Here is a 22,120-nt window from a genome sequence, read left to right on the forward strand (position 1 = left end):
CTCGCTTCAGGCCTCATGTCACCTGCGCTTGTTACAATCCCGAGCCTTCCAAGGTGGCGAAAGCCCCGTAGGACGGCCTCGCGTCCTGATGAATTGCGATGGTCAGGGCCGGCAATTTGCCGCAAGTCCTCTGTCCAGGCCGCTTTTGGCGGCGTTCGCGACTATAGCAGCAATGATTAAGTGCTTCAATTCCATAAAAAATTGTTATCATCGCCGCCATGACGACTACCGCCCCCCAGACCCCCAGCGTCCAGCTGCTCGAGGTCTCGCCGGAATATGCCGGCCAACGCATCGATAATTTTCTCCTGGCCAGGCTCAAAGGCGTGCCCAAGACCTTGATCTACCGCATCTTGCGTAAAGGTGAAGTGCGGGTGAACAAGGGCCGAATCAAGCCCGAGTACAAGTTGCAGGCGGGCGATATCGTCCGTGTGCCGCCGGTGCGCGTGCCTGAGCGTGATGAGCCTGTCCCGCTGGCCCAAGGTCTGTTGCAGCGCCTTGAGGCGTCGATTGTCTTCGAAGACAACAAGCTGATCGTGATCAACAAGCCCTGCGGTATTGCGGTTCACGGCGGCAGTGGCCTGAATTTCGGCGTGATCGAAGCCTTTCGTCAGTTGCGTCCGGACGCCAAGGAGCTGGAATTGGTCCATCGCCTGGACCGTGACACCTCCGGCCTGCTGATGATCGCCAAGAAACGCAGCATGTTGCGTCATTTGCACACCGCCCTGCGTGGCGATGGCGTAGACAAGCGCTACATGGCGCTGGTGCGCGGCAACTGGGCCAGCTCGATCAAAAGCGTTCGCGCGCCCTTGCAGAAGAGCAACCTGCGCTCCGGCGAGCGCATGGTCGAGGTGGACGAGGAGGGTAAAGAAGCCCTGACCCTGTTCAAGGTGCTGCGTCGCTTCGGTGACTTCGCCACCATGGTCGAGGCCAAGCCGGTAACCGGCCGTACCCACCAGATTCGCGTACACACCTTGCATGCGGGTCATTGCATCGCCGGTGATACCAAATACGGCGACGAGGGTTTCTCCAAGGAAATCCGTGATTTAGGCGGCAAGCGCCTGTTCCTGCACGCCTACATGCTCACCGTGCCGCTGCCCGATGGTGGCGAATTGAAGCTGCAGGCGCCGGTCGATGAGATGTGGGCCAAGACCGTGGAGCGTTTGAGTGTCGCACCCTGATTACAAGCTGCTGATCTTCGATTGGGACGGCACCCTGTGTAATTCCATTGGTCGGATCGTCGAATCGATGCACACCGCGTCGACCCGTTCGGGGTTCGCGCTGTGTACTGACCACGCGGTCAAGGGCATTATCGGGCTCGGCTTGCCTGAGGCCATTCGCACCTTGTACCCCGAGATCAGCGACGCTGAGTTGGTTGCATTCCGAGATCATTACGCCGATCACTACATCGCCCTGGAGGTCACGCCTTCGCCGTTGTTCGAGGGGGTGGTGCAGTCGCTGGATGCGTTCCGCGCCGAGGGTTATCACCTGGCGATCGCTACCGGCAAGGCCCGTCGCGGGCTGGACCGGGTGCTCAAGGCCCACGGTTGGGAAGATTATTTCGATATCACCCGCGCCGCCGATGAAACTGCCAGTAAGCCTCATCCTCTGATGCTGGAGCAGATCCTGGCGCACTGCGGTGTGTCGCCACGCCAGGCGTTGATGGTGGGGGATGCCTCCTTTGACCTGATGATGGCACGCAATGCTGGCATGGACAGTGTGGCGGTCAGTTATGGCGCCCAGGCGGCCGAGGCCTTGCAGCACTATGAGCCCAGGCTGACGATTGATCATTTTTCCGAATTGCAGGCCTGGCTCAGCCGGGCCCAATAAGTCTTTGCTGGGGTTGATGGCATGAGTGACGAGTGGAAAGCGCCCGAAAAGGCTGAAAACGGTGATGACAAAAGCTGGAAGCTGCTGGAGAAAACCCTCCTGGCCAGCGTCCAGGAACAGCGTCGTGCGCGGCGTTGGGGGATTTTCTTCAAGCTGCTGACATTTGTCTGGTTGATTGCCATGCTGGCGTTGTTCAGCCCGCTCATGGACATGGAAAAAAGCGCGACCCGTGGCGCCCACTACACCGCCCTGATCGAAGTGCGCGGGGTGATTGCCGACAAGGAATCCGCCAGCGCCGACAACATCGTCAGCAGCCTGCGTGCCGCGTTCGAGGACTCCAAGGTCAAGGGCGTGATCCTGCGCATCAACAGTCCGGGCGGCAGCCCGGTGCAGTCGGGTTATGTGTATGACGAGATTCGCCGTCTGCGTGGCCTGCATCCGGATATCAAGCTGTACGCGGTGATTTCCGACCTGGGTGCTTCGGGTGCCTATTACATTGCCAGCGCCGCTGACCAGATCTATGCCGACAAGGCCAGCCTGGTAGGTTCCATCGGTGTAACGGCGGCCGGTTATGGGTTTGTCGGCACCATGGAGAAGCTGGGGGTGGAGCGCCGCACCTACACCTCGGGTGAGCACAAATCGTTCCTTGATCCGTTCCAGCCGCAAAAAGCTGATGAAACCCAGTTCTGGCAAGGCGTGCTCGACACCACTCATCGCCAGTTCATCGCCAGCGTGAAGCAAGGGCGTGGCGATCGCCTGAAAGATAAAGACCATCCGGAGCTGTTCTCCGGGCTCGTGTGGTCCGGCGAGCAGGCGTTGCCGCTGGGCTTGATCGACGGCCTGGGCAGTGCCAGTTCGGTGGCGCGGGATGTGATTGGCGAGAAGGAGTTGGTGGATTTCACGGTTGAGGAATCGCCGTTTGATCGGTTCTCCAAGAAACTCGGTTCGAGTGTGGCTGAGAAGCTGGCGCTGTACATGGGCTTCCAAGGCCCGACGCTACGCTGAAGTCTCAAGCCTGGTGTAGTTCCAAATGTGGGAGGGGGGAAGCCCTCTCCCACATTTGGTTGTGTGCTGTTCTTAGGGGATTTGCACGCCCTCTGCCAGCAGCATGTCTATCAGGCGAATCAGCGGTAAGCCGACAAGGCTGGTGGCGTCCGGCCCTTCGGTACCCTGGAACAGGCTCACACCCAGCCCCTCTGCCTTGAAGCTGCCCGCGCAGTCATACGGCTGCTCGATGCGCAGGTAGCGCTCGATACGCTCAGCGTCCAGCTCGCGCATGTGCACTGTAAAAGGTACGCAGTCGACTTGGCAGTGCCCTGTCTCGCTGTTCAGCAGTGCCAGCCCGGTGAGGAAACTCACGCGTTTGCCGCTGGCAGCCAGTAACTGTTCGCGAGCATTTTCGAACGTGTGCGGTTTGCCGATGATCCGACCTTCCAGCGCGGCGACCTGGTCCGAGCCGATAATCAAATGCCCCGGATGACTGGCGGCCAGGGCGCGGGCTTTTTGTTCGGCCAGGCGCTTGACCAGCTCGACGGCGGATTCATTTTTACGGTGGCTTTCGTCGATATCCGGCGAGCTGCAGATGAACGGCAGGTGCAGGCGGCTCAGCAATTCCCGGCGATAAACCGAGCTGGATGCGAGTAATAAAGGCAGCATGGGCGTCTCCTCAGGGCGGCAGCGGATTCTAGCGGCGTGACCGGCTGACGCACAGGGCTGAATTTCCTTTGACATGGCTGGGTGCATCCCTATAATGCTGCGCCTATGTTGAATGACCCGATTCCACCTCACGTTGACCCGCGCAAATTGGCTGATCGTGGCACTTCCCTTCAAGGTGAGTTGCTGTTGGCCGATTTGGAGAGACTCTGCGACCCGCTTTCCGACACCGTCGGTACGGTCCAGGCTAAATTCGTTTTTGAACGAGATGAACGTAAATCTGTGGTAATTCACAGCTTTATCGACACCGAAGTCAAAATGGTTTGCCAGCGTTGTCTTGAGCTGGTCACCCTGCCGATCCACAGCGAGTGCAGTTATGCCGTGGTGAAGGAGGGTGCGAATACCCAGTCGTTGCCGAAAGGTTATGACGTGCTGGAACTGGGCGAAGATCCATTGGATCTGCATGCACTGATCGAGGAGGAGCTTCTGCTCGCCTTGCCCATTGTGCCTGCTCATCATCCGGAAGAATGCCAGCAGCCGGAGGGGCTCGATGACGAGTCCGAACCGAGCGAGGACGAGGTAACGCGGTCCAACCCGTTCAGTGTATTGGCGCAGTTAAAGCGTGACCCAAACGTTTAGGAGTTAATCAATTATGGCTGTTCAGCAGAACAAAAAATCCCGCTCCGCCCGTGACATGCGTCGTTCGCACGACGCTCTCGAGGCTAGCACCCTGTCCGTAGAAAAGACCACCGGTGAAGTTCACCTGCGTCACCACGTATCGCCAGAAGGCGTATACCGTGGCCGTAAAGTGATCGACAAGGGCGCTGACGAGTAATCACTTGTCTGCTCTAGTCATCGCGATAGACGCAATGGGCGGGGACTTCGGTCCCCGCAGCATTGTTCAGGCCTGCATTGCCAGCCTGTCCGCCACTCCCTCGCTGCACCTGACCCTCGTCGGTCAACCCTCCTTACTTGAAGAACTGATTGCCAGCCATCCGGCGGTGGATCGCGCGCGCCTGACGGTTACAGCGGCCAGCGAAACCATCGGTATGGATGAAAAGCCGGCGGCGGCCCTGCGTGGCAAGCCCGACTCGTCAATGCGGGTGGCCCTTGAGTTGCTGCGCGACGGCAAGGTGCAGGCCTGTGTCAGCGCCGGTAACACCGGGGCGTTGATGGCATTGTCGCGTTATGTGCTCAAGACGTTGCCCGGCATCGACCGGCCAGCGATGGTGGCGGCGATTCCGACGCAGAAAGGTTATTGCCAACTGCTGGACTTGGGCGCCAACGTCGATTGCAGTGCCGAGCACCTGTTCCAGTTTGCCGTGATGGGCTCGGTGGCCGCCGAAGCGCTGGGCGTAGCCCGCCCGCGGGTAGCCTTGCTGAATATCGGCACCGAAGACATCAAGGGCAACCAGCAGGTCAAGCTGGCGGCCACCTTGCTGCAAGGCGCGCGGGGTCTGAACTACGTCGGTTTTATCGAAGGCGATGGCTTGTACCGTGGCGAAGCCGACGTAGTGGTGTGCGACGGTTTTGTCGGCAACATCCTGCTCAAATCCAGCGAAGGCCTGGCGACCATGATCGCCACGCGTATCGAAGCGTTGTTCAGGCAGAATCTGGTGTCACGCATGGTGGGCGCCCTGGCGCTGCCGTTGATGCGCCGCCTCCAGGCTGATCTGGCCCCGGCGCGGCATAATGGCGCGAGTTTCCTGGGGTTGCAGGGCATCGTGGTGAAAAGTCATGGCTCGGCAGGCGTCGAGGGCTTTCAAAGCGCGATTGCGCGGGCCTTGATCGAGATCCAGGAGAACCTGCCGCAACGCTTGCATGGGCGTCTTGAGGATCTGTTGCCTTAGGCGAATCGGCCCGGGAGTGCTTAAATGTGACCGGCCAGTTCAATTGACCATCCAATCTGTCAGTTTCGTGCGCTCCCACCGTAGGAGTGCGCATTTTTGACGACCAGATCATTAGGGGCTTGTTACATGTCTACATCCCTCGCATTCGTCTTTCCAGGGCAGGGTTCGCAGTCCCTCGGCATGTTGGCCGAGCTGGGCGCGCAATACCCATTGATCCTGGACACCTTCAAGGAAGCTTCCGACGCCCTGGGTTACGACCTGTGGGCACTGACCCAGCAGGGGCCGGAAGAACAACTCAATCAAACCGATAAAACCCAACCGGCCATCCTGACCGCTTCGATCGCCTTGTGGCGCTTGTGGCTGGCGGAAGGCGGCGCGCGCCCGGCATTCGTCGCCGGTCACAGCCTGGGCGAATACAGCGCCCTGGTGGCGGCGGGCAGCCTGACCCTCGGTGAAGCGGTCAAGCTGGTCGAGCGTCGTGGTCAACTGATGCAGGAAGCCGTTCCGGCCGGGCAGGGCGGCATGGCCGCTATCCTGGGCCTGGACGATGCCGTGGTGATCGAAGCCTGCGCCGAAGCGGCCCAAGGCGAGGTCGTCAGCGCAGTGAACTTCAACTCCCCTGGCCAGGTGGTGATCGCCGGTGCCAAGGCTGCCGTTGAGCGTGCCATCGAAGGCTGCAAGGCGCGTGGCGCCAAGCGCGCATTGCCGTTGCCGGTGAGCGTGCCATCGCACTGCGAGTTGATGCGCCCGGCGGCCGAGCGTTTTGCCGAGTCCATCGCCGCCATCAACTGGCAGGCGCCGCAGATCCCGCTGGTGCAGAACGTCAGCGCGGCAGTGGCCGCCGACCTCGAGACCCTCAAGCGCGATCTGCTGGAACAGCTCTACAAGCCCGTACGCTGGGTTGAGTCGGTCCAGACCCTGGCTGCCAATGGCGCCACCGAGCTGGTCGAGTGCGGCCCGGGCAAAGTCCTGGCCGGCCTGAACAAACGCTGCGCCGACGGTGTGTCGACCGCTAACCTGAATACCCCGGATGCCTTCGCTGCCGCTCGCGCGGCACTGGCCTGAACCCTGATCCCGAACTTAGGAGAAGCCTGCATGAGTCTGCAAGGTAAAGTTGCACTGGTCACCGGCGCTAGCCGTGGCATTGGCCAGGCGATCGCCCTGGAGCTGGGCCGTCAGGGCGCCGTTGTGATCGGCACCGCCACTTCCGCCTCGGGTGCCGAGCGTATCGCCGCGACCCTGAAGGAAAACGGCGTGCAAGGCACCGGTCTTGAGCTGAACGTGACCAGCGATGAGTCCGTGGCTGCGGTATTGGCCGAGATCACTGCACAGTTCGGCGCACCGGCTATTCTGGTGAATAACGCCGGTATCACCCGCGATAACCTGATGATGCGCATGAAAGACGACGAGTGGTACGACGTGGTCGACACCAACTTGAACAGTCTGTTTCGCCTGTCCAAGGGCGTTTTGCGTGGCATGACCAAGGCGCGTTGGGGCCGAATTATCAATATTGGCTCCGTAGTGGGTGCCATGGGCAACGCAGGCCAAGTAAACTATGCAGCCGCCAAGGCCGGTCTGGAAGGTTTCAGTCGTGCATTGGCGCGTGAAGTCGGCTCGCGGTCGATTACGGTCAACTCGGTGGCCCCAGGGTTCATCGACACCGATATGACCCGCGAACTGCCGGAAGCACAGCGTGAAGCCTTGCTGACGCAGATTCCGCTGGGCCGTCTGGGCCAGGCTCAAGAGATCGCGAATGTGGTCACTTTCCTGGCATCTGACGGTGCGGCATACGTGACTGGGGCTACAATCCCGGTGAACGGCGGGATGTACATGAGTTAAATTGTGACGGATCGCTTCAAAAAAATGTCATACGAGCTGTCTAAAATCCGTTATAAAGCTGCAACTTAATTTATAGGCAGGTGGCCGACCGGGTACAGGGTGAAGCTTTCAGTTGAAAAGCTGAAATGGCTTTCTATACACTTACCCACTGGCCAGCTGCCTGAATTTGTCCATTAGGAGTTAAACAAGGTATGAGCACCATCGAAGAGCGCGTCAAGAAAATCGTCGCCGAGCAACTGGGCGTTAAAGAAGAAGAAGTGGTCAACACTGCTTCCTTCGTAGAAGACCTGGGTGCCGATTCCCTTGACACCGTTGAGCTGGTGATGGCTCTGGAAGAGGAATTCGAGACCGAAATCCCGGACGAAGAAGCTGAAAAAATCACTACTGTTCAAGCTGCTATCGACTACGTTACTAGCCACCAGGCGTAATAGTTTGTAGTCGTCGCTTGCTGTCAGGGAAAAACCGCACTGCTGTAACGGCGTGCGGTTTTTTCTTTAAGCGCTGATGAAAAGTCGGTTCTGATGCAAAGTGTCGTCATCAAGAAAAAGGAGAGTGCTGTGTCGCGTAGACGCGTCGTAGTCACCGGTATGGGTATGTTGTCGCCACTGGGCACGGATGTGCCGAGCAGTTGGCAGGGCATTCTGGCTGGCCGCAGTGGTATTGGTCTGATCGAACACACGGACCTTTCTGCCTATTCCACCCGTTTTGGCGGCTCGGTAAAGGGTTTTAATGTCGAGGAATATCTCTCGATAAAAGAGTCCCGCAAACTCGACCTGTTCATTCAATACGGCCTGGCAGCCGGTTTTCAGGCGGTGCGTAACGCCGGCCTGGAAGTCACCGACGCCAACCGTGACCGCATCGGCGTGGCCATGGGTTCGGGTATTGGCGGTTTGACCAATATCGAAGAAACCAGCCGCACCTTGCACGATTCCGGCCCCCGTCGAATTTCACCGTTCTTCGTGCCGGGTTCGATCATCAATATGATTTCCGGTTTCCTGTCCATCCACTTGGGCGCACAGGGACCTAACTACGCCATTGCCACCGCCTGCACCACCGGTACGCATTGCATTGGCATGGCGGCGCGCAACATCGCCTATGACGAAGCCGACGTGATGATCGCCGGCGGCGCCGAAATGGCGGCCTGCGGCCTGGGCATGGGCGGCTTCGGCGCGTCCCGTGCGCTGTCGACCCGCAACGATGAGCCGACCCGTGCCAGCCGTCCGTGGGACAAGGGCCGTGATGGCTTCGTATTGTCCGACGGTGCCGGTGCGCTGGTGCTGGAAGAGTTGGAACACGCCAAGGCGCGTGGCGCCACCATTTACGCCGAGCTGATCGGCTTTGGCATGAGCGGTGACGCCTACCACATGACCTCGCCACCGTCCGACGGTGCCGGTGCTGCGCGTTGCATCACCAACGCCCTGCGCGATGCGAAGGTCAACCCGGACCAGGTGCAGTACATCAATGCCCACGGCACCTCGACCCCGACGGGCGACCTGGCGGAAGCCGAAGCCATCAAGTCGGTGTTCGGTGAGCACGCGTACAAGCTGGCGGTCAGTTCCACCAAGTCCATGACCGGCCACTTGCTGGGCGCGGCGGGCGCGGTTGAAGCGATCTTCAGCGTCATGGCCATCAAGGATCAGGTCGCTCCGCCGACCATCAACCTGGATGAGCCGGACGAAGGTTGCGACCTGAACTTCGTGCCTCACGAAGCGCAGCCCATGCCGATCGACGTGACAATCTCCAACTCGTTCGGGTTTGGCGGTACCAACGGTTCCCTGGTGTTCCGCCGGTTCGCCGAGTGATGCACAGCTGGGTCGACGGTCAGCCAGCGGACAGCGTGCCTCTGAAAGATCGTGGCCTGGCGTATGGCGATGGGCTGTTCGAGACCCTCGCCGTCAAGGCCGGGCAGCCTGTGCTGCTCGACCGCCACCTGCAACGCCTCGAAGAGGGGTGCAGGCGCCTCGCTTTGGTTGCGGATCAGGTGCTGATCCGCAGCGAAGTGCTGGCATTTGCTGCCGCCCTCGGCGATGGCGTTCTCAAATTGATCCTCACCCGTGGCGACAGCCTGCGCGGTTATGGCATTACCCCTGGCGCCCCGGCGCGCCGTATCTTGCAGGGCAGTCCGCCCGCTACCTATCCCAATGCCCATGCAGCCGACGGCATCCGCCTGTTTGCCTGTGCTACCCGCTTGGCTGAGCAGCCGTTGCTCGCCGGCCTCAAGCACCTCAATCGCCTGGAGCAGGTGATCGCCCGCGCCGAGTGGCAGGATGCCGAGCATGCCGAAGGCTTGATGCTGGATGTGTCTGGACGCGTCATCGAGGGCGTATTCAGCAACCTGTTCCTGGTGCGCAACGGCTTGTTACTAACCGCCGATCTGAATCGTTGTGGGGTTGCCGGCGTGATGCGCGCCGAGATTCTGGCCCAGGCGCAAACCCTGGGCGTCCCGGTGGCCGTGGCCGACATCAGCCTTGAGCAGTTACAGCAGGCCGATGAAGTCTTTGTGTGCAACAGCGTTTATGGCATTTGGCCGGTGCGTGGGTGCGCTGCGATGAGCTGGCCGGTTGGGCCGCTCACCCGTAAACTGCAGGGCATTGTTCGCGCACTATTGGATATTTGAGTTGATACGAAAACTGGTTGTACTGCTGCTGATCGCCTTGTTCTCGGCGGCGTTGCTGTTGGGCTATTCGGCCTGGAAGTTCGATTCTGCCTTGAAGCAGCCCTTGAACCTGACCCAGGAGCAATTGCTCGATGTACCGGCGGGGGCGACCCCTACCGGCACCTTCAATCGCCTGGAAGCCGACGGCGTGCTTGAAGGCGCTTTCTGGTTGCGCCTGTACTGGCGCTTCAACCTCGACGGCCAGCCACTGCACAGCGGCGAATACCGCATGACACCCGGTATGACGGCGCAGGGCTTGATCGGCCTGTGGCAGCGCGGTGAAGTGGTGCAATACAGCCTGACACTGGTGGAAGGCTGGAACTTCCGCCAGGTGCGCTCGGCCCTGGCCAAGCATGAAAAGATCGTGCAAACCCTCTCGGGCCTGACTGACAGCGAAGTGATGGACAAGCTCGGTCATCCCGGCGTGTTTCCCGAAGGGCGGTTCTTCCCGGATACCTATCGTTTTGTGCGGGGCATGACCGACGTCGAATTCCTCAAAAAAGCCTATAACCGCCTGGACGATGTCCTCGCCCAGGAGTGGAGCAAGCGCGCCGCCGATGCGCCCTACACCGACCCTTATCAAGCGCTGATCATGGCCTCGCTGGTGGAAAAAGAGACCGGCGTGCCTGAAGAGCGTGGGCAGATCGCCGGGGTGTTTGTGCGTCGCCTGAAGATCGGCATGCTGCTGCAGACCGATCCGACGGTCATCTACGGCCTGGGCGAGCGCTACAACGGCAAGCTGACCCGCGCTCACCTCAAGGAAGCCAACCCCTACAACACCTACATGGTCGCCGGGCTGCCGCCGACGCCCATCGCCATGGTCGGTCGTGAGGCGATCCATGCCGCGCTGAACCCGGTGCCGGGCAGCAGCTTGTATTTTGTCGCAAGGGGTGACGGCAGCCATATTTTCTCCGATGACCTGGATGCGCATAATGCCGCCGTGCGTGAGTTCCAGCTCAAGCGCCGCGCCGATTACCGCTCCAGCCCGGCGCCGGTGGTGAAGCCTGCGGAAGATGCAGCGCCACCGGCCGATGCGCCCGCCGAAACGCCGGCGGCTCCTGCACCCGACGCCGCCGCACCGCAAAGCCCGCAATGACTCTGACTAAGGACTGCCTGTGACTGGCTTGTTTATTACCCTGGAAGGCCCCGAAGGCGCCGGCAAAAGCACCAACCGCGATTACCTGGCCGAGCGTTTGCGCAGCGAAGGCATCGAGGTGGTGTTGACCCGCGAACCGGGTGGTACGCCACTGGCGGAGCGCATCCGCGAAGTGCTGCTGGCGCCGGGTGAAGAACAGATGAACCCGGACACCGAGCTGCTGCTGGTGTTTGCCGCGCGCGCCCAGCACCTGGCCGAAGTGATTCGTCCGGCCCTAGCCCGTGGTGCCGTGGTGATTTGCGACCGGTTTACCGATTCCACCTACGCCTACCAAGGCGGTGGCCGCGGCTTGTCCCTGGCGCGCATCGCCACCCTGGAAACCTTCGTCCAAGGCGATTTGCGCCCTGACCTGACGCTGGTGTTCGACCTGCCGGTGGAAGTCGGCCTGGCCCGTGCCAGTGCCCGTGGCCGTCTGGACCGTTTCGAGCTGGAAGGCCAGGCTTTCTTCGACGCAGTCCGTACCGCGTTCCTCACACGCGCCGCCGCCGAGCCTGAGCGTTATTACCTGCTGGACGCTGCCCAGCCGCTGGCCCACGTGCAGCAAGCCATCGATGCGTTGTTGCCGACCCTGCTGGAGCGCGCCCGTGGCTGAAGCCTACCCGTGGCAGGACAGCCTGTGGCAACAACTGGCCGGCCGCGCCCAGCACGCGCACGCCTACCTGTTGCATGGGCCGGTGGGGATCGGCAAGCGTGACCTGGCCGAGCGGCTCATGGCCAGCTTGCTGTGCCAGCGTCCGGTCAACCTGGAAGCCTGCGGTGAGTGCAAGTCGTGCCTGTTGCTCAAGGCCGGGAGCCACCCGGATAACTACGTGCTGGAACCCGAGGAAGCCGACAAAGCGATCAAGGTCGACCAGGTGCGTGACCTCGTCAGCTTCGTGGTGCAAACCGCGCAGATGGGCGGGCGCAAGGTGGTGCTGATCGAGCCGGTGGAGGCGATGAACATCAACGCCGCCAACGCGTTGCTCAAAAGCCTGGAGGAGCCGTCCGGCGACACCGTGTTGTTGCTGGTGAGTCACCAGTCCAGCCGTCTGTTGCCGACTATCCGCAGCCGGTGCGTGCAGCAGGCGTGTCCGCTGCCGAGCGAGGCCATGAGCCTTGAGTGGCTGGGGCAGGCGTTGCCGGACTGCACCGAGGACGAGCGCGTCGAGTTGCTGACGCTGGCCGCCGGCTCGCCGTTGGCGGCGGTGAAGCTGCAAGCCCAGGGCGTGCGTGAGCAGCGCGCCCTGGTGGTGGATGGCGTGAAGAAACTGATCAAGCAGGAAATGTCCGCCACCCAATTGGCAGAAACTGCCTGGAAGGACATTCCCTTGCTGTTGCTGTTCGACTGGTTCTGCGACTGGTCGAGCCTGATCCTGCGTTACCAGCTGACCCAGGATGAAAACGGCCTGGGTCTGCCGGACATGCGCAAGGTGGTGCAGTACCTGGCGCAGAAAAGCGCCCAGGACAAAGTCCTGACTATCCAGGACTGGATTCTCGCGCAGCGCCAGAAAGTACTCGGCAAGGCCAACCTGAACCGCGTGCTGCTGCTTGAAGCGCTGCTGGTGCAGTGGGTCGGTTTGCTCGGCCGCCGTTAATTTCCGTGGCCGGCGGGTGTATCGTCGGCCAGACACTTTTCGTGACTGAAGTTGTAGATACCTATGCTCGTAGATTCCCATTGCCACCTTGACCGCCTCGACCTGGCCCAGCACGACGGCTCCCTTGATGCCGCGCTCGAAGCCGCACGCCAGCGCGGGGTAGGGCACTTCCTGTGCATCGGCGTCAGCGCCGAAAACGCCGCCGACGTTAAAGCCCTCGCCGAGCGTTATGCCGATGTGGATTGCTCGGTGGGTATCCATCCGCTGGACCTCAAGCCCGGCGAAGCCCCGGCCCTCGACTGGTTGCTGGGCGAACTGAACCACCCGCGCGTGGTGGCCATCGGCGAAACCGGCCTGGATTACCACTACGAACCCGAAGCCGCCGACTTGCAGCAGGCGTCCTTCCGCCTGCACCTGCAAGCCGCCCAGCAGACCGGCAAACCGGTGATCGTCCACACCCGTGGCGCCCGTGCCGACACCCTGACCTTGCTGCGCGAAGCCGCGCTGCCGCAGGCCGGTGTGTTGCATTGTTTTACCGAAGACTGGGACATGGCCAAGGCAGCCCTGGACCTGGGGTTCTACATTTCGCTGTCGGGCATTGTCACCTTCCGCAACGCCGACGCCCTGCGCGACGTCGCACGCCAAGTGCCGGCCGACCGTCTGCTGGTGGAGACCGATTCGCCGTACCTGGCGCCGATCCCCCATCGCGGCAAGCCGAACTTGCCGGAGTATGTGCGCGATGTGGCGGAGTACCTGGCGATGCTGCGCGGTGAGTCCTACGAGCGCTTTGCCGAACAGACCACCGAGAACTTCAAGCGTCTGTTCCCGCTGGCTCACGTCGCCGGCTGACGCACAACCTTCAAAAGCCGACAAGCCCGCTCACTACAGCATTGTGTAGATAACTAAATCGCAGGCAAAAAAAACCCGGGTTCTGGGGGGGCGAATCCGGGCTAAGACCATTAGGAGTAAAACAAGGGCACGCGGTCCGTTGGTACCCAGGTCGGCGCTTCACTTGGGGGAGATGTCACGCCGACAGTTGAAGTATTGATCAGTATCCGATTCAGTCCAGTCGCGACTGGTCGTTTTTTAAACAGATTTGGAATACGCGCGCTTCGCTTGAGTTCTCATCAGGCCGGTGCACGGGTGCGGTTTTTGCGTGTTATTTCTGACTGATATCAATGAAAACGTTGGCGTGCTGAAAGTAAAGTGCATTCCGGGTTCACATAGACATTGCCCAACGACCGTTCAGTCGGGATAATCCCTCGCATCGGGTAAATCGTATCGTCACGTATACGTGGCCTTGCGTAACCCTCCCTCTATCGACCTCTGCAGACCTCTTACTCATGCACAAAGAACCCCGTAAGGTCCGTGAGTTTCGCCGCCGTGAGCAGGAAATTCTCGATACCGCACTCAAGCTGTTCCTCGAACAAGGTGAAGACAGCGTCACCGTCGAGATGATTGCGGATGCCGTGGGTATCGGCAAAGGCACGATCTACAAGCACTTCAAGTCCAAGGCCGAGATCTACCTGCGGCTGATGCTCGACTACGAGCGCGACTTGAACGAACTGCTGCATTCGGCCGACGTCGACAAGGACAAGGAAGCCCTGTCCCGCGCCTACTTCGAGTTCCGCATGCGCGACCCGCAGCGCTACCGCCTGTTCGACCGCCTGGAAGAGAAGGTGGTCAAGGGCCACCAAGTGCCGGAGATGGTCGAGGAACTGCACAAGATTCGCGCCTCGAACTTCGAACGCCTGACGCTGCTGATCAAAGGCCGCATCAGCGAAGGCAAGCTGGAAGACGTGCCGCCGTATTTCCACTACTGCGCCGCGTGGGCGTTGGTGCACGGCGCCGTGGCGCTGTACCACTCGCCGTTCTGGAGCAATGTGCTGGAAGACCAGGAAGGTTTCTTCCAGTTCCTGATGGACATCGGCGTGCGCATGGGCAACAAGCGCAAACACAGTTCCGAGCAGCCACCGCTGGAATCGCCGTCCACGTAATGATTTGCTGCCACGCGTAGTACCCCAGGAATATACTCAGGCATGGACTCTTGCTAAAAGCTGATTTATCAGTCAGCTTTTAGTGCGCCCGAATCATCCTCTGCCGGAGTGTTCCATGATCGTTGATCGTCAAGGCAGGCGTTTTCGCAATTTGCGGATCAGCCTGACCTCAGCCTGTAATTACGCGTGTACCTACTGCGTGCCGAATGGCAAGCGGCTGGTGGCTGCCCAGGACGAACTCTCGGCCGAGGCCATGGCCCGTGGCGTGGAATACCTTATTGAAGCGGCCGGCATCGACCGCCTGCGCATCACCGGCGGTGAGCCGTTGGTCAGCCCCAAGCTGGAGGCCTTCATGGGCGCAGTCGGGCAGATGGGCCTCAGTGACATCAGCTTGACCACCAACGGCCAACTGCTGGCGCGCAAACTGCCATTGCTGGTGGAGGCCGGGATCAAGCGCATCAACGTCTCCCTCGACACCCTGGACCCCGACGCCTTCCGCAGCATCGCCCGTGGCGGCGACCTGGCCACCGTGCTTGATGGCATGGACCAGGCCCGTGCCGCCGGGATCAAGATCAAGGTCAATATGGTGCCATTGCGCGGCCAGAACCTCGACCAAGTCATGCCGCTGCTCGACTACTGCCTGGAGCGTGGCTACGAGCTGCGTTTTATCGAGCTGATGCGCATGGGCCACCTGGCCAAGGATTCCAACGCGTTCCTGCAGCAATTTGTCAGCCTGCAGCAACTGTTGAGCCTGATCGGCGAGCAGTATGAATACCTGCAAGCCAACGCTCCCGTGGACGCCACCGCGGTGCGCTACGAAGTGCCGGGCAAGGGTTTCTTTGGTGTGATCGCTAACGAAAGCGTGCCGTTCTGCCGTACCTGTTCACGGTTGCGGTTGTCGTCCACCGGTTGGCTGCACGGGTGCCTGTCGTCCAGCAACCGTCACTATGTCGGCGACCTGCTGGACAAGCCGCGCCATCAAGCACTGCCGGCGCTGCAAGGTCTGTTGATGAAGGCTTTGGGTGACAAGCAGGAAGTAGCGTTCTCGGGCGGCGCCACGATCATGAAAATTATCGGCGGCTGACCCACCCCCAAGGCAACACACAACCCAGTGTGGGAGGAGCCCCCTCCCACATTTGTCATATGTTGCTACCAAATGGCGCAAAACCTGCATCTCACGCCCATTCGCCGGTTTTCCGTCACCGGCTTCTGGAGGATTAGGATGCGTAGTCTGGTTTTGTTGCTGGTGTCGTTGACGCTGAGTGGTTGCATGACCGTCAGCGATATGGCCGAAGGCACCCGTTATCAGATGAGTGACGCCGGCTTGCTGGACCACAGCGATACCCGTCGCACCGCCTCGATTCGCGTGCAGCCGGACTCCTTTATCTTTATTGCCCAGGGCGCCTTCGTACCACCGGGCAGCGCCTATCCGCGCCCGAACGTGGTGGCCGAGGAAGCCTTCAACGGTTTTGTCGAATATTTCCCCATGGTGCGCCGTGCCCGCCAGCCGGAAGGCTTGGAACAGGCGATGGCCGAAGCCCGCGCGGCGGGCGCTCACTACCTGCTGTACTGCCGCTTCGCCAAGGCCGATGACCGCATCGGTAACGCGGATGAGTGGGCCGATCAGGAAGCCCTCGACCGCGTTGGCCTGGACAGCGGTGTCATCCAGATCATGTTGATCGAGACCAGCACCCAGTATTTGATTGATACTGCACGTATTCGCAGTCGTGGCGGTTTACTGACGTTCCACGATAACAAGCCAGAAGATTTGATTGCCCGTCCGCTGGCGCAGTACGCCCGAGGCCTGCTGGGGATGAGCAATCAATAAGCACCAGGAGAGCACCATGACCGATTCCGCCAAGGCCAACGACTTGTTGGCCCAACTGCCCAAAGGCAAAGGACCGGCGCCGGTGCACCTGTGGAACCCGGACTTCTGCGGCAATATTGACATGCGTATCGCCCGTGATGGCACCTGGTTCTACCAGGGCACGCCGATCGGGCGTAAGCCGATGGTCAAGTTGTTCTCCAACATCATTCGCCGCGATGGCGATGATTACTTTCTGGTCACTCCCGTAGAAAAAGTCGGCATCACCGTCGATGATGCGCCGTTTGTCGCCGTTACTCTGGAGGTAGAAGGGCAGGGCGAAGGTCAGTTGCTGCGTTTCACCACCAACGTGGACGACCAGATCGAGGCTGGCCTGGAACACCCGCTGCGGGTCGTGATTGACCCCGTTACCCAGGCGCCTGCCCCTTACCTACGGGTGCGCACCAACCTTGAAGCCTTGGTGCATCGCAATGCGTTCTACCAGTTGGTGGAGCTGGCGGTGAGCCGTCCGATCAACGGTCAGAACTGGCTTGGCGTCTGGAGCGGCGGGGCGTTTTTCCCCATCGGCCTGGAGCCCTGAAGTCGGTTTTTTCTTTTTCCTGAAATAATTTGCTTGCTGCCAACGGGTGCTTTCGGTTATCAATTTGTACATGATTAGACATGTTCGATTTGATAAGAAAAAACGCGTCGTCGACGAGCTCATCCGCCGTATCGAGGGTGGGGTGATGGCCGACGGTGTCCTGCTGCCGGGCGAGCACCAATTGGCCGAAGAGTTCGCGGTCAGCCGCGGTACCCTGCGCGAAGCCCTCGCCGAGCTCAAGCGGCGCAATTACATCGCGACCCAAAGCGGCGTCGGCTCCATCGTCACCTTTGACGGCATGGTGCTCGACCAACGCAGCGGCTGGGCCCAGGCCCTGGCCGACACCGGCGCGCGGGTGAACACCGACATCCTGCGCCTGGAAGCGGTGACCCGCCCGGACCTGTTCAGCCGTTTCGGCAGCGACCAATTCATTGCGCTCGACCGCCGGCGACGGACCACTGATGGTACGGCCGTGTCCCTGGAGCGCTCGCTGATGCCGGCTTCCGGTGGCCTGGAAAGCCTGCCTCGGGTTGGCTTGATCGACGATTCCCTGACCATCACCCTGGCCGCCTACGGCTACGTTGGCGCCGAAGGTGACCAGTGGATCGGCGCCGAACCGCTCAGCGACGAAGACGCCGAGTTGCTTGGCCGCCCCGCAGGCACGGTGTTCCTCAAGGCCTCGCGTACGACTTACGACCGTCGCGAGCGTTTCATGGAATACGTCGAAAGCTTGCTCGACCCGCTGCACTTTCGCCTGCACCTTCAGTTTGGACACTCGAAATGATCCCGCACAATCGCGCCCTCGGCGCTTTCTACGGCTTGGCGTTGGGCGATGCCCTGGGCATGCCGACCCAGTCCCTGAGCCGCGAACAAGTCCGAGCGCGTTTTGGTGCCATCACCGGCCTGGAAGATGCCGATGCCGACCAGCCTATCGCGCCCAACATGCCGGCGGGCTCCATCACCGATGACACCGAGCAGGCGATCCTGGTCGGCGAATTGCTGGTGGAAGGCCAAGGCAAAATCGAACCCACCGTGCTCGCCCAGCGCCTGATCGACTGGGAAGCGGTGATGCGCGCCAAGGGCTCCCAGGACTTGCTCGGCCCCTCCACCAAACGTGCGATCGACATGATCCTCGCCGGGCACACACCGGAAGAATCCGGGCGCTACGGCACTACCAACGGCGCAGCGATGCGTATCACCCCGGTAGGCATTGCCGCCGATGTCAGCGACCCGGTGCAGTTTATCCAGGCGGTGATCCAGGCGTGCCAAGTCACCCACAACACCACATTGGGCATCTCCAGCGCTGCGGCGGTGGCGGCGGTGGTCTCGGCCGGTATCAACGGCGTGGACCTGGGCGAAGCGCTGAACATCGGCACGCACGTCGCGCAGCAGGCGGAAGGCCACGGTCATTGGATCGCCGGTGGGCGGATTTCCACCCGCATCAGTTGGGCACGGACCTTGAGCGTCGGCAGTGGCGACAAGGCCCTGTTCGCCGACCTGCTGTACGAACTGATTGGCACCTCCGTGGCTTCCCAGGAGTCGGTGGTGGTGTCGTTTGCCCTGGCCCAGCAAGTGGCGGTGGGCGAGATGAATGCGTTCGAAGCACTGTGCCTGGCGGCCAGTCTTGGCGGTGACACCGATACCATCGCCGCGATTCTTGGCGCCATGCTCGGTGCGTGCCTGGGCATGCAGTGCTGGCCTGAGGCGATGATCCAACAGGTCAAGCAAGTCAATGGCCTGGATGTGCAGCCGTTGGTTCAAGCGTTGCTCAAATTGCGATAAGCGCCGCAGGCAAACATGTGGGAGCGAGCAAGCCCGCCCCCACATTCGATAGCGTCGAGTCATGGAGACCGAATAGACATTTCGCTTTGATTCTCTGCCACAACCACAACAATACAGGCACCAGGAGCACCCCATCATGAGCAGCACCTCTTCCGGCCAAAGCGCCGGGCAATTGGAAACGCGCGGCATCGAACCGGTCCCTGAGGCCGAGTGCAACGGTCATCCGTTGCAATTGTTCTGGGTGTGGTTCGCGGCCAACATCAGCATCCTCGGCTTGCCGCTTGGCGCAACCCTGGTTGCATTTCGTGGCCTGGCCATCTGGCAGGCCGTCATCGTCGCGATCCTTGGCGCCGCCGGTTCTTTTGCGGTGGTGGGCATCATCTCCATCGCCGGCCGTCGCGGCCGTGCCCCGAGCCTGACGCTTTCCCGCGCCATCTTCGGTGTGCGTGGCAATATCGGCCCGACGTTGGTGTCGCTGATGTCACGGCTGGGCTGGGAAACGGTCAACACCACCACCGCCGCCTTTGTGCTGCTGTCGTTGTGTTCGATCCTGTTCGGTTCACCGGTAGAGGCGAAAAGCGCGCCGGTCCTCACGCTGATCTTCATCGCCATCTTTGTGTTGCTGACCCTGTCCGTTTCCGGCCTGGGCCACGCGACCTTGCTGGTGATCCAGAAGTGGGCCACCTACGTGTTCGGCGCCTTGAACATCCTGGTCGGCGGTTTCCTCTGCGCCACCATCGATTGGAGCGCAGTGTTCAACGCTACCCCGGCACCGCTCAGTGCGATGATCATCGGCGTCGGCACCATGGCCGCCGGTACCGGTATTGGCTGGGCCAACGCCGGTGCCGACATGTCGCGTTACCAGCACCGCAGCGTCAAGGCGGTGCGTCTGGTGGCGTCGGCCGCGTTTGGTGCGGGCATTCCGCTGGTGTTGCTGATCACCCTCGGCGGCTTGCTGTCGGTGGGCAACAATGACTTGGCCTCGGCCACCGACCCGATCATCGCGATCCGCGACATGCTGCCGACCTGGATGGCGGTGCCGTACCTGATCACCGCGTTCGGCGGGCTGCTGCTCTCCAACAACCTCTCGGTGTACTCGGCCGGCCTCACCACGCTGACCCTCGGCTTGAAGGTCAAGCGCGTGCATGCGGTAATCGTCGACATCGTGGCGATCTTCGCCGGCTCGATCTACTTCATGCTGATCGCCGACAGCTTCTACGGCCCCTTCATCACCTTCATCTCGCTGCTGGCGGTGCCGATTACCGCGTGGGTCGGTATCTTCGTGGTCGACCTGATACACCGTCACTACTACAGCCCCAAGGACCTGCTGGACGTCAGCCCCAGCAGCGCCTATTGGTATCGCGGCGGCGTGGAGTGGCGTGCGTTCGGCGCCTGGGCCGTGGCGATCGTGTTGGGTTTCAGCTTCACCACCATCGGCACCACCGCCGAAAACATCTGGTTCGCCGGGCCGTTGTCGGACTCCTGGCTGGGCCACAACGGCCTGGGCTGGATCGTCACCTTCCTGGTGGCCGGCGGGATTTATGCGGTACTGGGCGGTGCGTCTGACCGTCGCCCGGCTTTAGTCGAGAGCGCTAATGTCTAGATTGCTGCACACCGGCCAGGTCATTGTCGACCTGGTCATGGCCCTTGATACCTTGCCCGCCACCGGCGGCGACGTGCTCGCGCAATCGGCCAGTTTCGAAGCCGGCGGTGGCTTTAACGTAATGGCCGCCGCGCGGCGTAATGGGTTGCCGGTGGTCTACCTGGGGCGACATGGCAACGGGCGCTTCGGCGACCTGGCGCGAGCGGCGATGCAGGCCGAGGGTGTGGAGATGGCCCAGGCGCCCAGCACGGATAAAGACACCGGCTTGTGTGTGTCGCTGACCGAGGCCACCACTGAGCGCACGTTCATTTCCCATATCGGCGCCGAAGGTGATTTGAGCGCCGAGGACTTGGCGGGCGTGCTGCCGCAATCGGACGATTATGTGTACGTCAGCGGCTACAGCTTATTGCTGGAAGGCAAGGCACAGGCATTGCTCGATTGGCTCTTGGCGCTACCGCCTGACATCACTGTGGTGTTCGACCCGGGGCCGTTGGTCAAGGCACCGGATTCGGCGCTGATGGTGGCGTTGTTGCCGCGTATTGATATCTGGACGAGCAACGGTCCGGAAGCGCTGGCGTTTACCGGTGCGCGTACGGTTGCGCAGGCGCTGGTCGATCTCAATCGTCACTTGCCCGCAAGCGCTTTGCTGGTGGTGCGTGATGGGCCGAACGGTTGCTGGGTCAGCCGCGAGGGCCAGGCGGAACATGTACCGGGCTTTAAGGTGAGGGCGGTAGACAGCAACGGCGCAGGGGATGCCCATGCCGGTGTGTTTATCGCAGGGTTGGCCAATGGCCTGGCACCCGCTCAAGCGGCACAGCGGGCGAATGCGGCGGCGGCACTGGCCGTGACGCGTTGGGGCCCGGCCACGTCCCCTGGCACCGCCGAAGTCGACGCCCTACTCGAGCAGTAAATACAGTCGAGAAATGTGAGAGGGGGCAAACCCTCTCCCACATTTAGCTCATTAGAAAGGCTACTGGCTGGTTTCAGACTCCAGCTTGCGCGCCTCATCCACACCCGACGCGGTCAGCTTGATCGGCAAATTCAACGCGTATTCACCGGCGTCGTCGGTGGTCACATGCCCATCCTTGATCAACCCGCGGTCTTGCAGAAATGCCAAGGCACTGGCGACCACTTTCTCTCCACGGTAGTTATCCAGCACCTCCTTGCCCAACCCATGGGGGTGAGCGTGCAGCAGGCGGGTGAGGACTTCTTTTTCAAGGTCTTTGTCGACGTTCATGCGTACCTCTTCACTGGGAAATGATCGGGTGTTGGTCTTGCGTGCGATGAATCAAGGCGCAGGTTGTTTTGGCGCACCTGGGACGTTGGAATCATCGCCCTTGTTGATGTTCGGCTGATTGATCGCAGGGCCCATCTTGCCGTTGCCGACGGCAGCAGGCGCCTGGCGCTGGGTGTCATTGCCCTGGGTGCGAGGATCGGCGCCCGGCTGGATGATCGCACCACCATTGGTGTCGAGGCCCGTGCCCATGGATTTCTGCGATTCGGTGGTGGCATCAGGCGTTGGATCGGTCGGTCCGGTGGTCGAGCTGGCGGCAAAGGCGCTCAGCGACGCAGCAGACAGCAGGCCGGTGAGGGCGAGGGCAGCAAACTTGGAATTTTTCATGAGGGTGTCTCCATATGATTAATGTCCTTACCTACTATTGGTCAGCCCTGGTTTCGTGTTCGTGCCTTGATGGCGACGAACGGTCTTGTGTCACCTGTAAGATTTTGTGTGTCGGTGACCACGAAATTGCGCTGCAACTCGTCATGAAAGCGCCTTA

The 22,120-nt window shown here is 61.1% G+C and carries 26 protein-coding genes; 23 read left to right on the forward strand and 3 right to left on the reverse strand.

The window, feature by feature from the left end; translation table 11 throughout:
• Positions 1 to 218: 218 nt before the first annotated feature.
• From rluC to AC3ZU9_RS20660, 3 genes are read left to right on the forward strand one after another with little or no spacing between them, the layout of a single operon-like run.
• Positions 219 to 1,178 (forward strand): 23S rRNA pseudouridine(955/2504/2580) synthase RluC, encoded by a 960-nt coding sequence (gene rluC, locus AC3ZU9_RS20650; protein WP_015885439.1) that lies wholly within the window; start codon positions 219 to 221, stop codon positions 1,176 to 1,178.
• Entirely contained in the window at positions 1,165 to 1,827 is a 663-nt protein-coding gene (locus AC3ZU9_RS20655) for an HAD-IA family hydrolase (RefSeq protein WP_490091248.1), read from the forward strand. Before rluC ends, AC3ZU9_RS20655 begins: the two co-directional genes overlap by 14 nt.
• Before the next feature lie 21 nt (positions 1,828 to 1,848).
• Positions 1,849 to 2,832, forward strand: coding sequence for a S49 family peptidase (locus tag AC3ZU9_RS20660; protein WP_490091249.1), 984 nt, complete (start codon positions 1,849 to 1,851; stop codon positions 2,830 to 2,832).
• Positions 2,833 to 2,904: 72 nt separating this feature from the next.
• On the opposite strand, the gene AC3ZU9_RS20665 is transcribed toward AC3ZU9_RS20660, so the two are convergent.
• Positions 2,905 to 3,483, reverse strand: coding sequence for a Maf family protein (locus AC3ZU9_RS20665; protein ID WP_122810181.1), 579 nt, complete (start codon positions 3,481 to 3,483; stop codon positions 2,905 to 2,907).
• A 105-nt stretch (positions 3,484 to 3,588) separates the two neighbouring features.
• Here AC3ZU9_RS20665 and AC3ZU9_RS20670 point away from each other — a divergent pair, with 105 nt between their 5' ends.
• From AC3ZU9_RS20670 to AC3ZU9_RS20765, 20 genes are all read left to right on the forward strand, one after another.
• Positions 3,589 to 4,119 (forward strand): YceD family protein, encoded by a 531-nt coding sequence (locus tag AC3ZU9_RS20670; protein WP_015885435.1) that lies wholly within the window; start codon positions 3,589 to 3,591, stop codon positions 4,117 to 4,119.
• Positions 4,120 to 4,132: 13 nt separating this feature from the next.
• The gene (rpmF, locus tag AC3ZU9_RS20675; protein ID WP_003179396.1) at positions 4,133 to 4,315 is read left to right on the forward strand and encodes a 50S ribosomal protein L32; all 183 of its coding nucleotides are present in this window, start codon (positions 4,133 to 4,135) and stop codon (positions 4,313 to 4,315) included.
• 4 nt (positions 4,316 to 4,319) lie between these two features.
• Positions 4,320 to 5,330, forward strand: a complete 1,011-nt coding sequence (gene plsX / locus AC3ZU9_RS20680; RefSeq protein ID WP_015885434.1) for a phosphate acyltransferase PlsX — start codon at positions 4,320 to 4,322, stop codon at positions 5,328 to 5,330.
• Between the two features lie 126 nt (positions 5,331 to 5,456).
• Positions 5,457 to 6,395: an ACP S-malonyltransferase gene (gene fabD / locus AC3ZU9_RS20685; RefSeq protein ID WP_015885433.1), complete on the forward strand. Its 939-nt coding sequence runs from the start codon at positions 5,457 to 5,459 to the stop codon at positions 6,393 to 6,395.
• A 30-nt stretch (positions 6,396 to 6,425) separates the two neighbouring features.
• Positions 6,426 to 7,169, forward strand: coding sequence for a 3-oxoacyl-ACP reductase FabG (fabG, locus tag AC3ZU9_RS20690; protein WP_015885432.1), 744 nt, complete (start codon positions 6,426 to 6,428; stop codon positions 7,167 to 7,169).
• Positions 7,170 to 7,360: 191 nt separating this feature from the next.
• Entirely contained in the window at positions 7,361 to 7,597 is a 237-nt protein-coding gene (gene acpP, locus AC3ZU9_RS20695; protein WP_003175607.1) for an acyl carrier protein, read from the forward strand.
• Between the two features lie 129 nt (positions 7,598 to 7,726).
• Complete coding sequence (gene fabF / locus AC3ZU9_RS20700) at positions 7,727 to 8,971, forward strand: beta-ketoacyl-ACP synthase II (RefSeq protein ID WP_015885431.1); 1,245 nt, start codon at positions 7,727 to 7,729, stop codon at positions 8,969 to 8,971.
• Entirely contained in the window at positions 8,971 to 9,786 is an 816-nt protein-coding gene (gene pabC, locus AC3ZU9_RS20705) for an aminodeoxychorismate lyase (RefSeq protein WP_064055079.1), read from the forward strand. Before fabF ends, pabC begins: the two co-directional genes overlap by 1 nt.
• 1 nt (position 9,787) lies before the next feature.
• Complete coding sequence (mltG, locus tag AC3ZU9_RS20710; protein WP_102060957.1) at positions 9,788 to 10,921, forward strand: endolytic transglycosylase MltG; 1,134 nt, start codon at positions 9,788 to 9,790, stop codon at positions 10,919 to 10,921.
• A 19-nt stretch (positions 10,922 to 10,940) separates the two neighbouring features.
• Positions 10,941 to 11,573, forward strand: coding sequence for a dTMP kinase (gene tmk, locus AC3ZU9_RS20715; protein WP_015885428.1), 633 nt, complete (start codon positions 10,941 to 10,943; stop codon positions 11,571 to 11,573).
• Entirely contained in the window at positions 11,566 to 12,555 is a 990-nt protein-coding gene (locus AC3ZU9_RS20720) for a DNA polymerase III subunit delta' (protein ID WP_231808244.1), read from the forward strand. The genes tmk and AC3ZU9_RS20720 overlap by 8 nt, the downstream gene beginning before the upstream one ends.
• Before the next feature lie 63 nt (positions 12,556 to 12,618).
• Positions 12,619 to 13,404 carry a TatD family hydrolase gene (locus AC3ZU9_RS20725; protein WP_490091250.1) on the forward strand — a complete coding sequence of 262 codons (786 nt, stop codon included), beginning with the start codon at positions 12,619 to 12,621 and terminating at the stop codon, positions 13,402 to 13,404.
• A 494-nt stretch (positions 13,405 to 13,898) separates the two neighbouring features.
• Positions 13,899 to 14,552, forward strand: coding sequence for a TetR/AcrR family transcriptional regulator (locus AC3ZU9_RS20730; RefSeq protein WP_015885425.1), 654 nt, complete (start codon positions 13,899 to 13,901; stop codon positions 14,550 to 14,552).
• Between the two features lie 115 nt (positions 14,553 to 14,667).
• Entirely contained in the window at positions 14,668 to 15,636 is a 969-nt protein-coding gene (locus tag AC3ZU9_RS20735) for a GTP 3',8-cyclase MoaA (RefSeq protein WP_015885424.1), read from the forward strand.
• 138 nt (positions 15,637 to 15,774) lie between these two features.
• Positions 15,775 to 16,380 (forward strand): DUF4823 domain-containing protein, encoded by a 606-nt coding sequence (locus tag AC3ZU9_RS20740; protein ID WP_015885423.1) that lies wholly within the window; start codon positions 15,775 to 15,777, stop codon positions 16,378 to 16,380.
• A gap of 16 nt (positions 16,381 to 16,396) precedes the next feature.
• The gene (locus AC3ZU9_RS20745) at positions 16,397 to 16,957 is read left to right on the forward strand and encodes a DUF1285 domain-containing protein (RefSeq protein WP_015885422.1); all 561 of its coding nucleotides are present in this window, start codon (positions 16,397 to 16,399) and stop codon (positions 16,955 to 16,957) included.
• Positions 16,958 to 17,027: 70 nt separating this feature from the next.
• Positions 17,028 to 17,741 (forward strand): GntR family transcriptional regulator, encoded by a 714-nt coding sequence (locus tag AC3ZU9_RS20750; protein WP_046035657.1) that lies wholly within the window; start codon positions 17,028 to 17,030, stop codon positions 17,739 to 17,741.
• Complete coding sequence (locus AC3ZU9_RS20755) at positions 17,738 to 18,739, forward strand: ADP-ribosylglycohydrolase family protein (protein ID WP_046035658.1); 1,002 nt, start codon at positions 17,738 to 17,740, stop codon at positions 18,737 to 18,739. The genes AC3ZU9_RS20750 and AC3ZU9_RS20755 overlap by 4 nt, the downstream gene beginning before the upstream one ends.
• A 136-nt stretch (positions 18,740 to 18,875) precedes the next feature.
• Positions 18,876 to 20,342 (forward strand): purine-cytosine permease family protein, encoded by a 1,467-nt coding sequence (locus tag AC3ZU9_RS20760; RefSeq protein WP_015885419.1) that lies wholly within the window; start codon positions 18,876 to 18,878, stop codon positions 20,340 to 20,342.
• The gene (locus AC3ZU9_RS20765) at positions 20,335 to 21,252 is read left to right on the forward strand and encodes a PfkB family carbohydrate kinase (protein WP_490091251.1); all 918 of its coding nucleotides are present in this window, start codon (positions 20,335 to 20,337) and stop codon (positions 21,250 to 21,252) included. The genes AC3ZU9_RS20760 and AC3ZU9_RS20765 overlap by 8 nt, the downstream gene beginning before the upstream one ends.
• A gap of 60 nt (positions 21,253 to 21,312) precedes the next feature.
• Here AC3ZU9_RS20765 and AC3ZU9_RS20770 read toward each other — a convergent pair whose 3' ends face one another.
• On the reverse strand, positions 21,313 to 21,579 hold the full coding sequence (locus tag AC3ZU9_RS20770; RefSeq protein ID WP_015885417.1) for a hypothetical protein: 267 nt from the start codon (positions 21,577 to 21,579) through the stop codon (positions 21,313 to 21,315).
• A gap of 51 nt (positions 21,580 to 21,630) precedes the next feature.
• Complete coding sequence (locus AC3ZU9_RS20775) at positions 21,631 to 21,963, reverse strand: hypothetical protein (RefSeq protein WP_015885416.1); 333 nt, start codon at positions 21,961 to 21,963, stop codon at positions 21,631 to 21,633.
• Between the last annotated feature and the right edge of the window lie 157 nt (positions 21,964 to 22,120).

The sequence above is a fragment of the Pseudomonas sp. A39 genome (assembly GCF_058145955.1).

What these genes read in the sequence shown, in the direction of transcription:
- rluC (WP_015885439.1), top strand. Translation starts at nt 219, where the DNA reads ATGACGACTACCGCCCCCCAGACCCCCAGCGTCCAGCTGCTCGAGGTC.
- AC3ZU9_RS20660 (WP_490091249.1), top strand. Translation starts at nt 1,849, where the DNA reads ATGAGTGACGAGTGGAAAGCGCCCGAAAAGGCTGAAAACGGTGATGAC.
- AC3ZU9_RS20665 (WP_122810181.1), bottom strand. Translation starts at nt 3,483, where the DNA reads ATGCTGCCTTTATTACTCGCATCCAGCTCGGTTTATCGCCGGGAATTG.
- AC3ZU9_RS20670 (WP_015885435.1), top strand. Translation starts at nt 3,589, where the DNA reads ATGTTGAATGACCCGATTCCACCTCACGTTGACCCGCGCAAATTGGCT.
- rpmF (WP_003179396.1), top strand. Translation starts at nt 4,133, where the DNA reads ATGGCTGTTCAGCAGAACAAAAAATCCCGCTCCGCCCGTGACATGCGT.
- fabD (WP_015885433.1), top strand. Translation starts at nt 5,457, where the DNA reads ATGTCTACATCCCTCGCATTCGTCTTTCCAGGGCAGGGTTCGCAGTCC.
- fabG (WP_015885432.1), top strand. Translation starts at nt 6,426, where the DNA reads ATGAGTCTGCAAGGTAAAGTTGCACTGGTCACCGGCGCTAGCCGTGGC.
- acpP (WP_003175607.1), top strand. Translation starts at nt 7,361, where the DNA reads ATGAGCACCATCGAAGAGCGCGTCAAGAAAATCGTCGCCGAGCAACTG.
- pabC (WP_064055079.1), top strand. Translation starts at nt 8,971, where the DNA reads ATGCACAGCTGGGTCGACGGTCAGCCAGCGGACAGCGTGCCTCTGAAA.
- AC3ZU9_RS20725 (WP_490091250.1), top strand. Translation starts at nt 12,619, where the DNA reads ATGCTCGTAGATTCCCATTGCCACCTTGACCGCCTCGACCTGGCCCAG.
- AC3ZU9_RS20730 (WP_015885425.1), top strand. Translation starts at nt 13,899, where the DNA reads ATGCACAAAGAACCCCGTAAGGTCCGTGAGTTTCGCCGCCGTGAGCAG.
- AC3ZU9_RS20735 (WP_015885424.1), top strand. Translation starts at nt 14,668, where the DNA reads ATGATCGTTGATCGTCAAGGCAGGCGTTTTCGCAATTTGCGGATCAGC.
- AC3ZU9_RS20740 (WP_015885423.1), top strand. Translation starts at nt 15,775, where the DNA reads ATGCGTAGTCTGGTTTTGTTGCTGGTGTCGTTGACGCTGAGTGGTTGC.
- AC3ZU9_RS20745 (WP_015885422.1), top strand. Translation starts at nt 16,397, where the DNA reads ATGACCGATTCCGCCAAGGCCAACGACTTGTTGGCCCAACTGCCCAAA.
- AC3ZU9_RS20750 (WP_046035657.1), top strand. Translation starts at nt 17,028, where the DNA reads ATGATTAGACATGTTCGATTTGATAAGAAAAAACGCGTCGTCGACGAG.
- AC3ZU9_RS20755 (WP_046035658.1), top strand. Translation starts at nt 17,738, where the DNA reads ATGATCCCGCACAATCGCGCCCTCGGCGCTTTCTACGGCTTGGCGTTG.
- AC3ZU9_RS20760 (WP_015885419.1), top strand. Translation starts at nt 18,876, where the DNA reads ATGAGCAGCACCTCTTCCGGCCAAAGCGCCGGGCAATTGGAAACGCGC.
- AC3ZU9_RS20765 (WP_490091251.1), top strand. Translation starts at nt 20,335, where the DNA reads ATGTCTAGATTGCTGCACACCGGCCAGGTCATTGTCGACCTGGTCATG.
- AC3ZU9_RS20770 (WP_015885417.1), bottom strand. Translation starts at nt 21,579, where the DNA reads ATGAACGTCGACAAAGACCTTGAAAAAGAAGTCCTCACCCGCCTGCTG.
- AC3ZU9_RS20775 (WP_015885416.1), bottom strand. Translation starts at nt 21,963, where the DNA reads ATGAAAAATTCCAAGTTTGCTGCCCTCGCCCTCACCGGCCTGCTGTCT.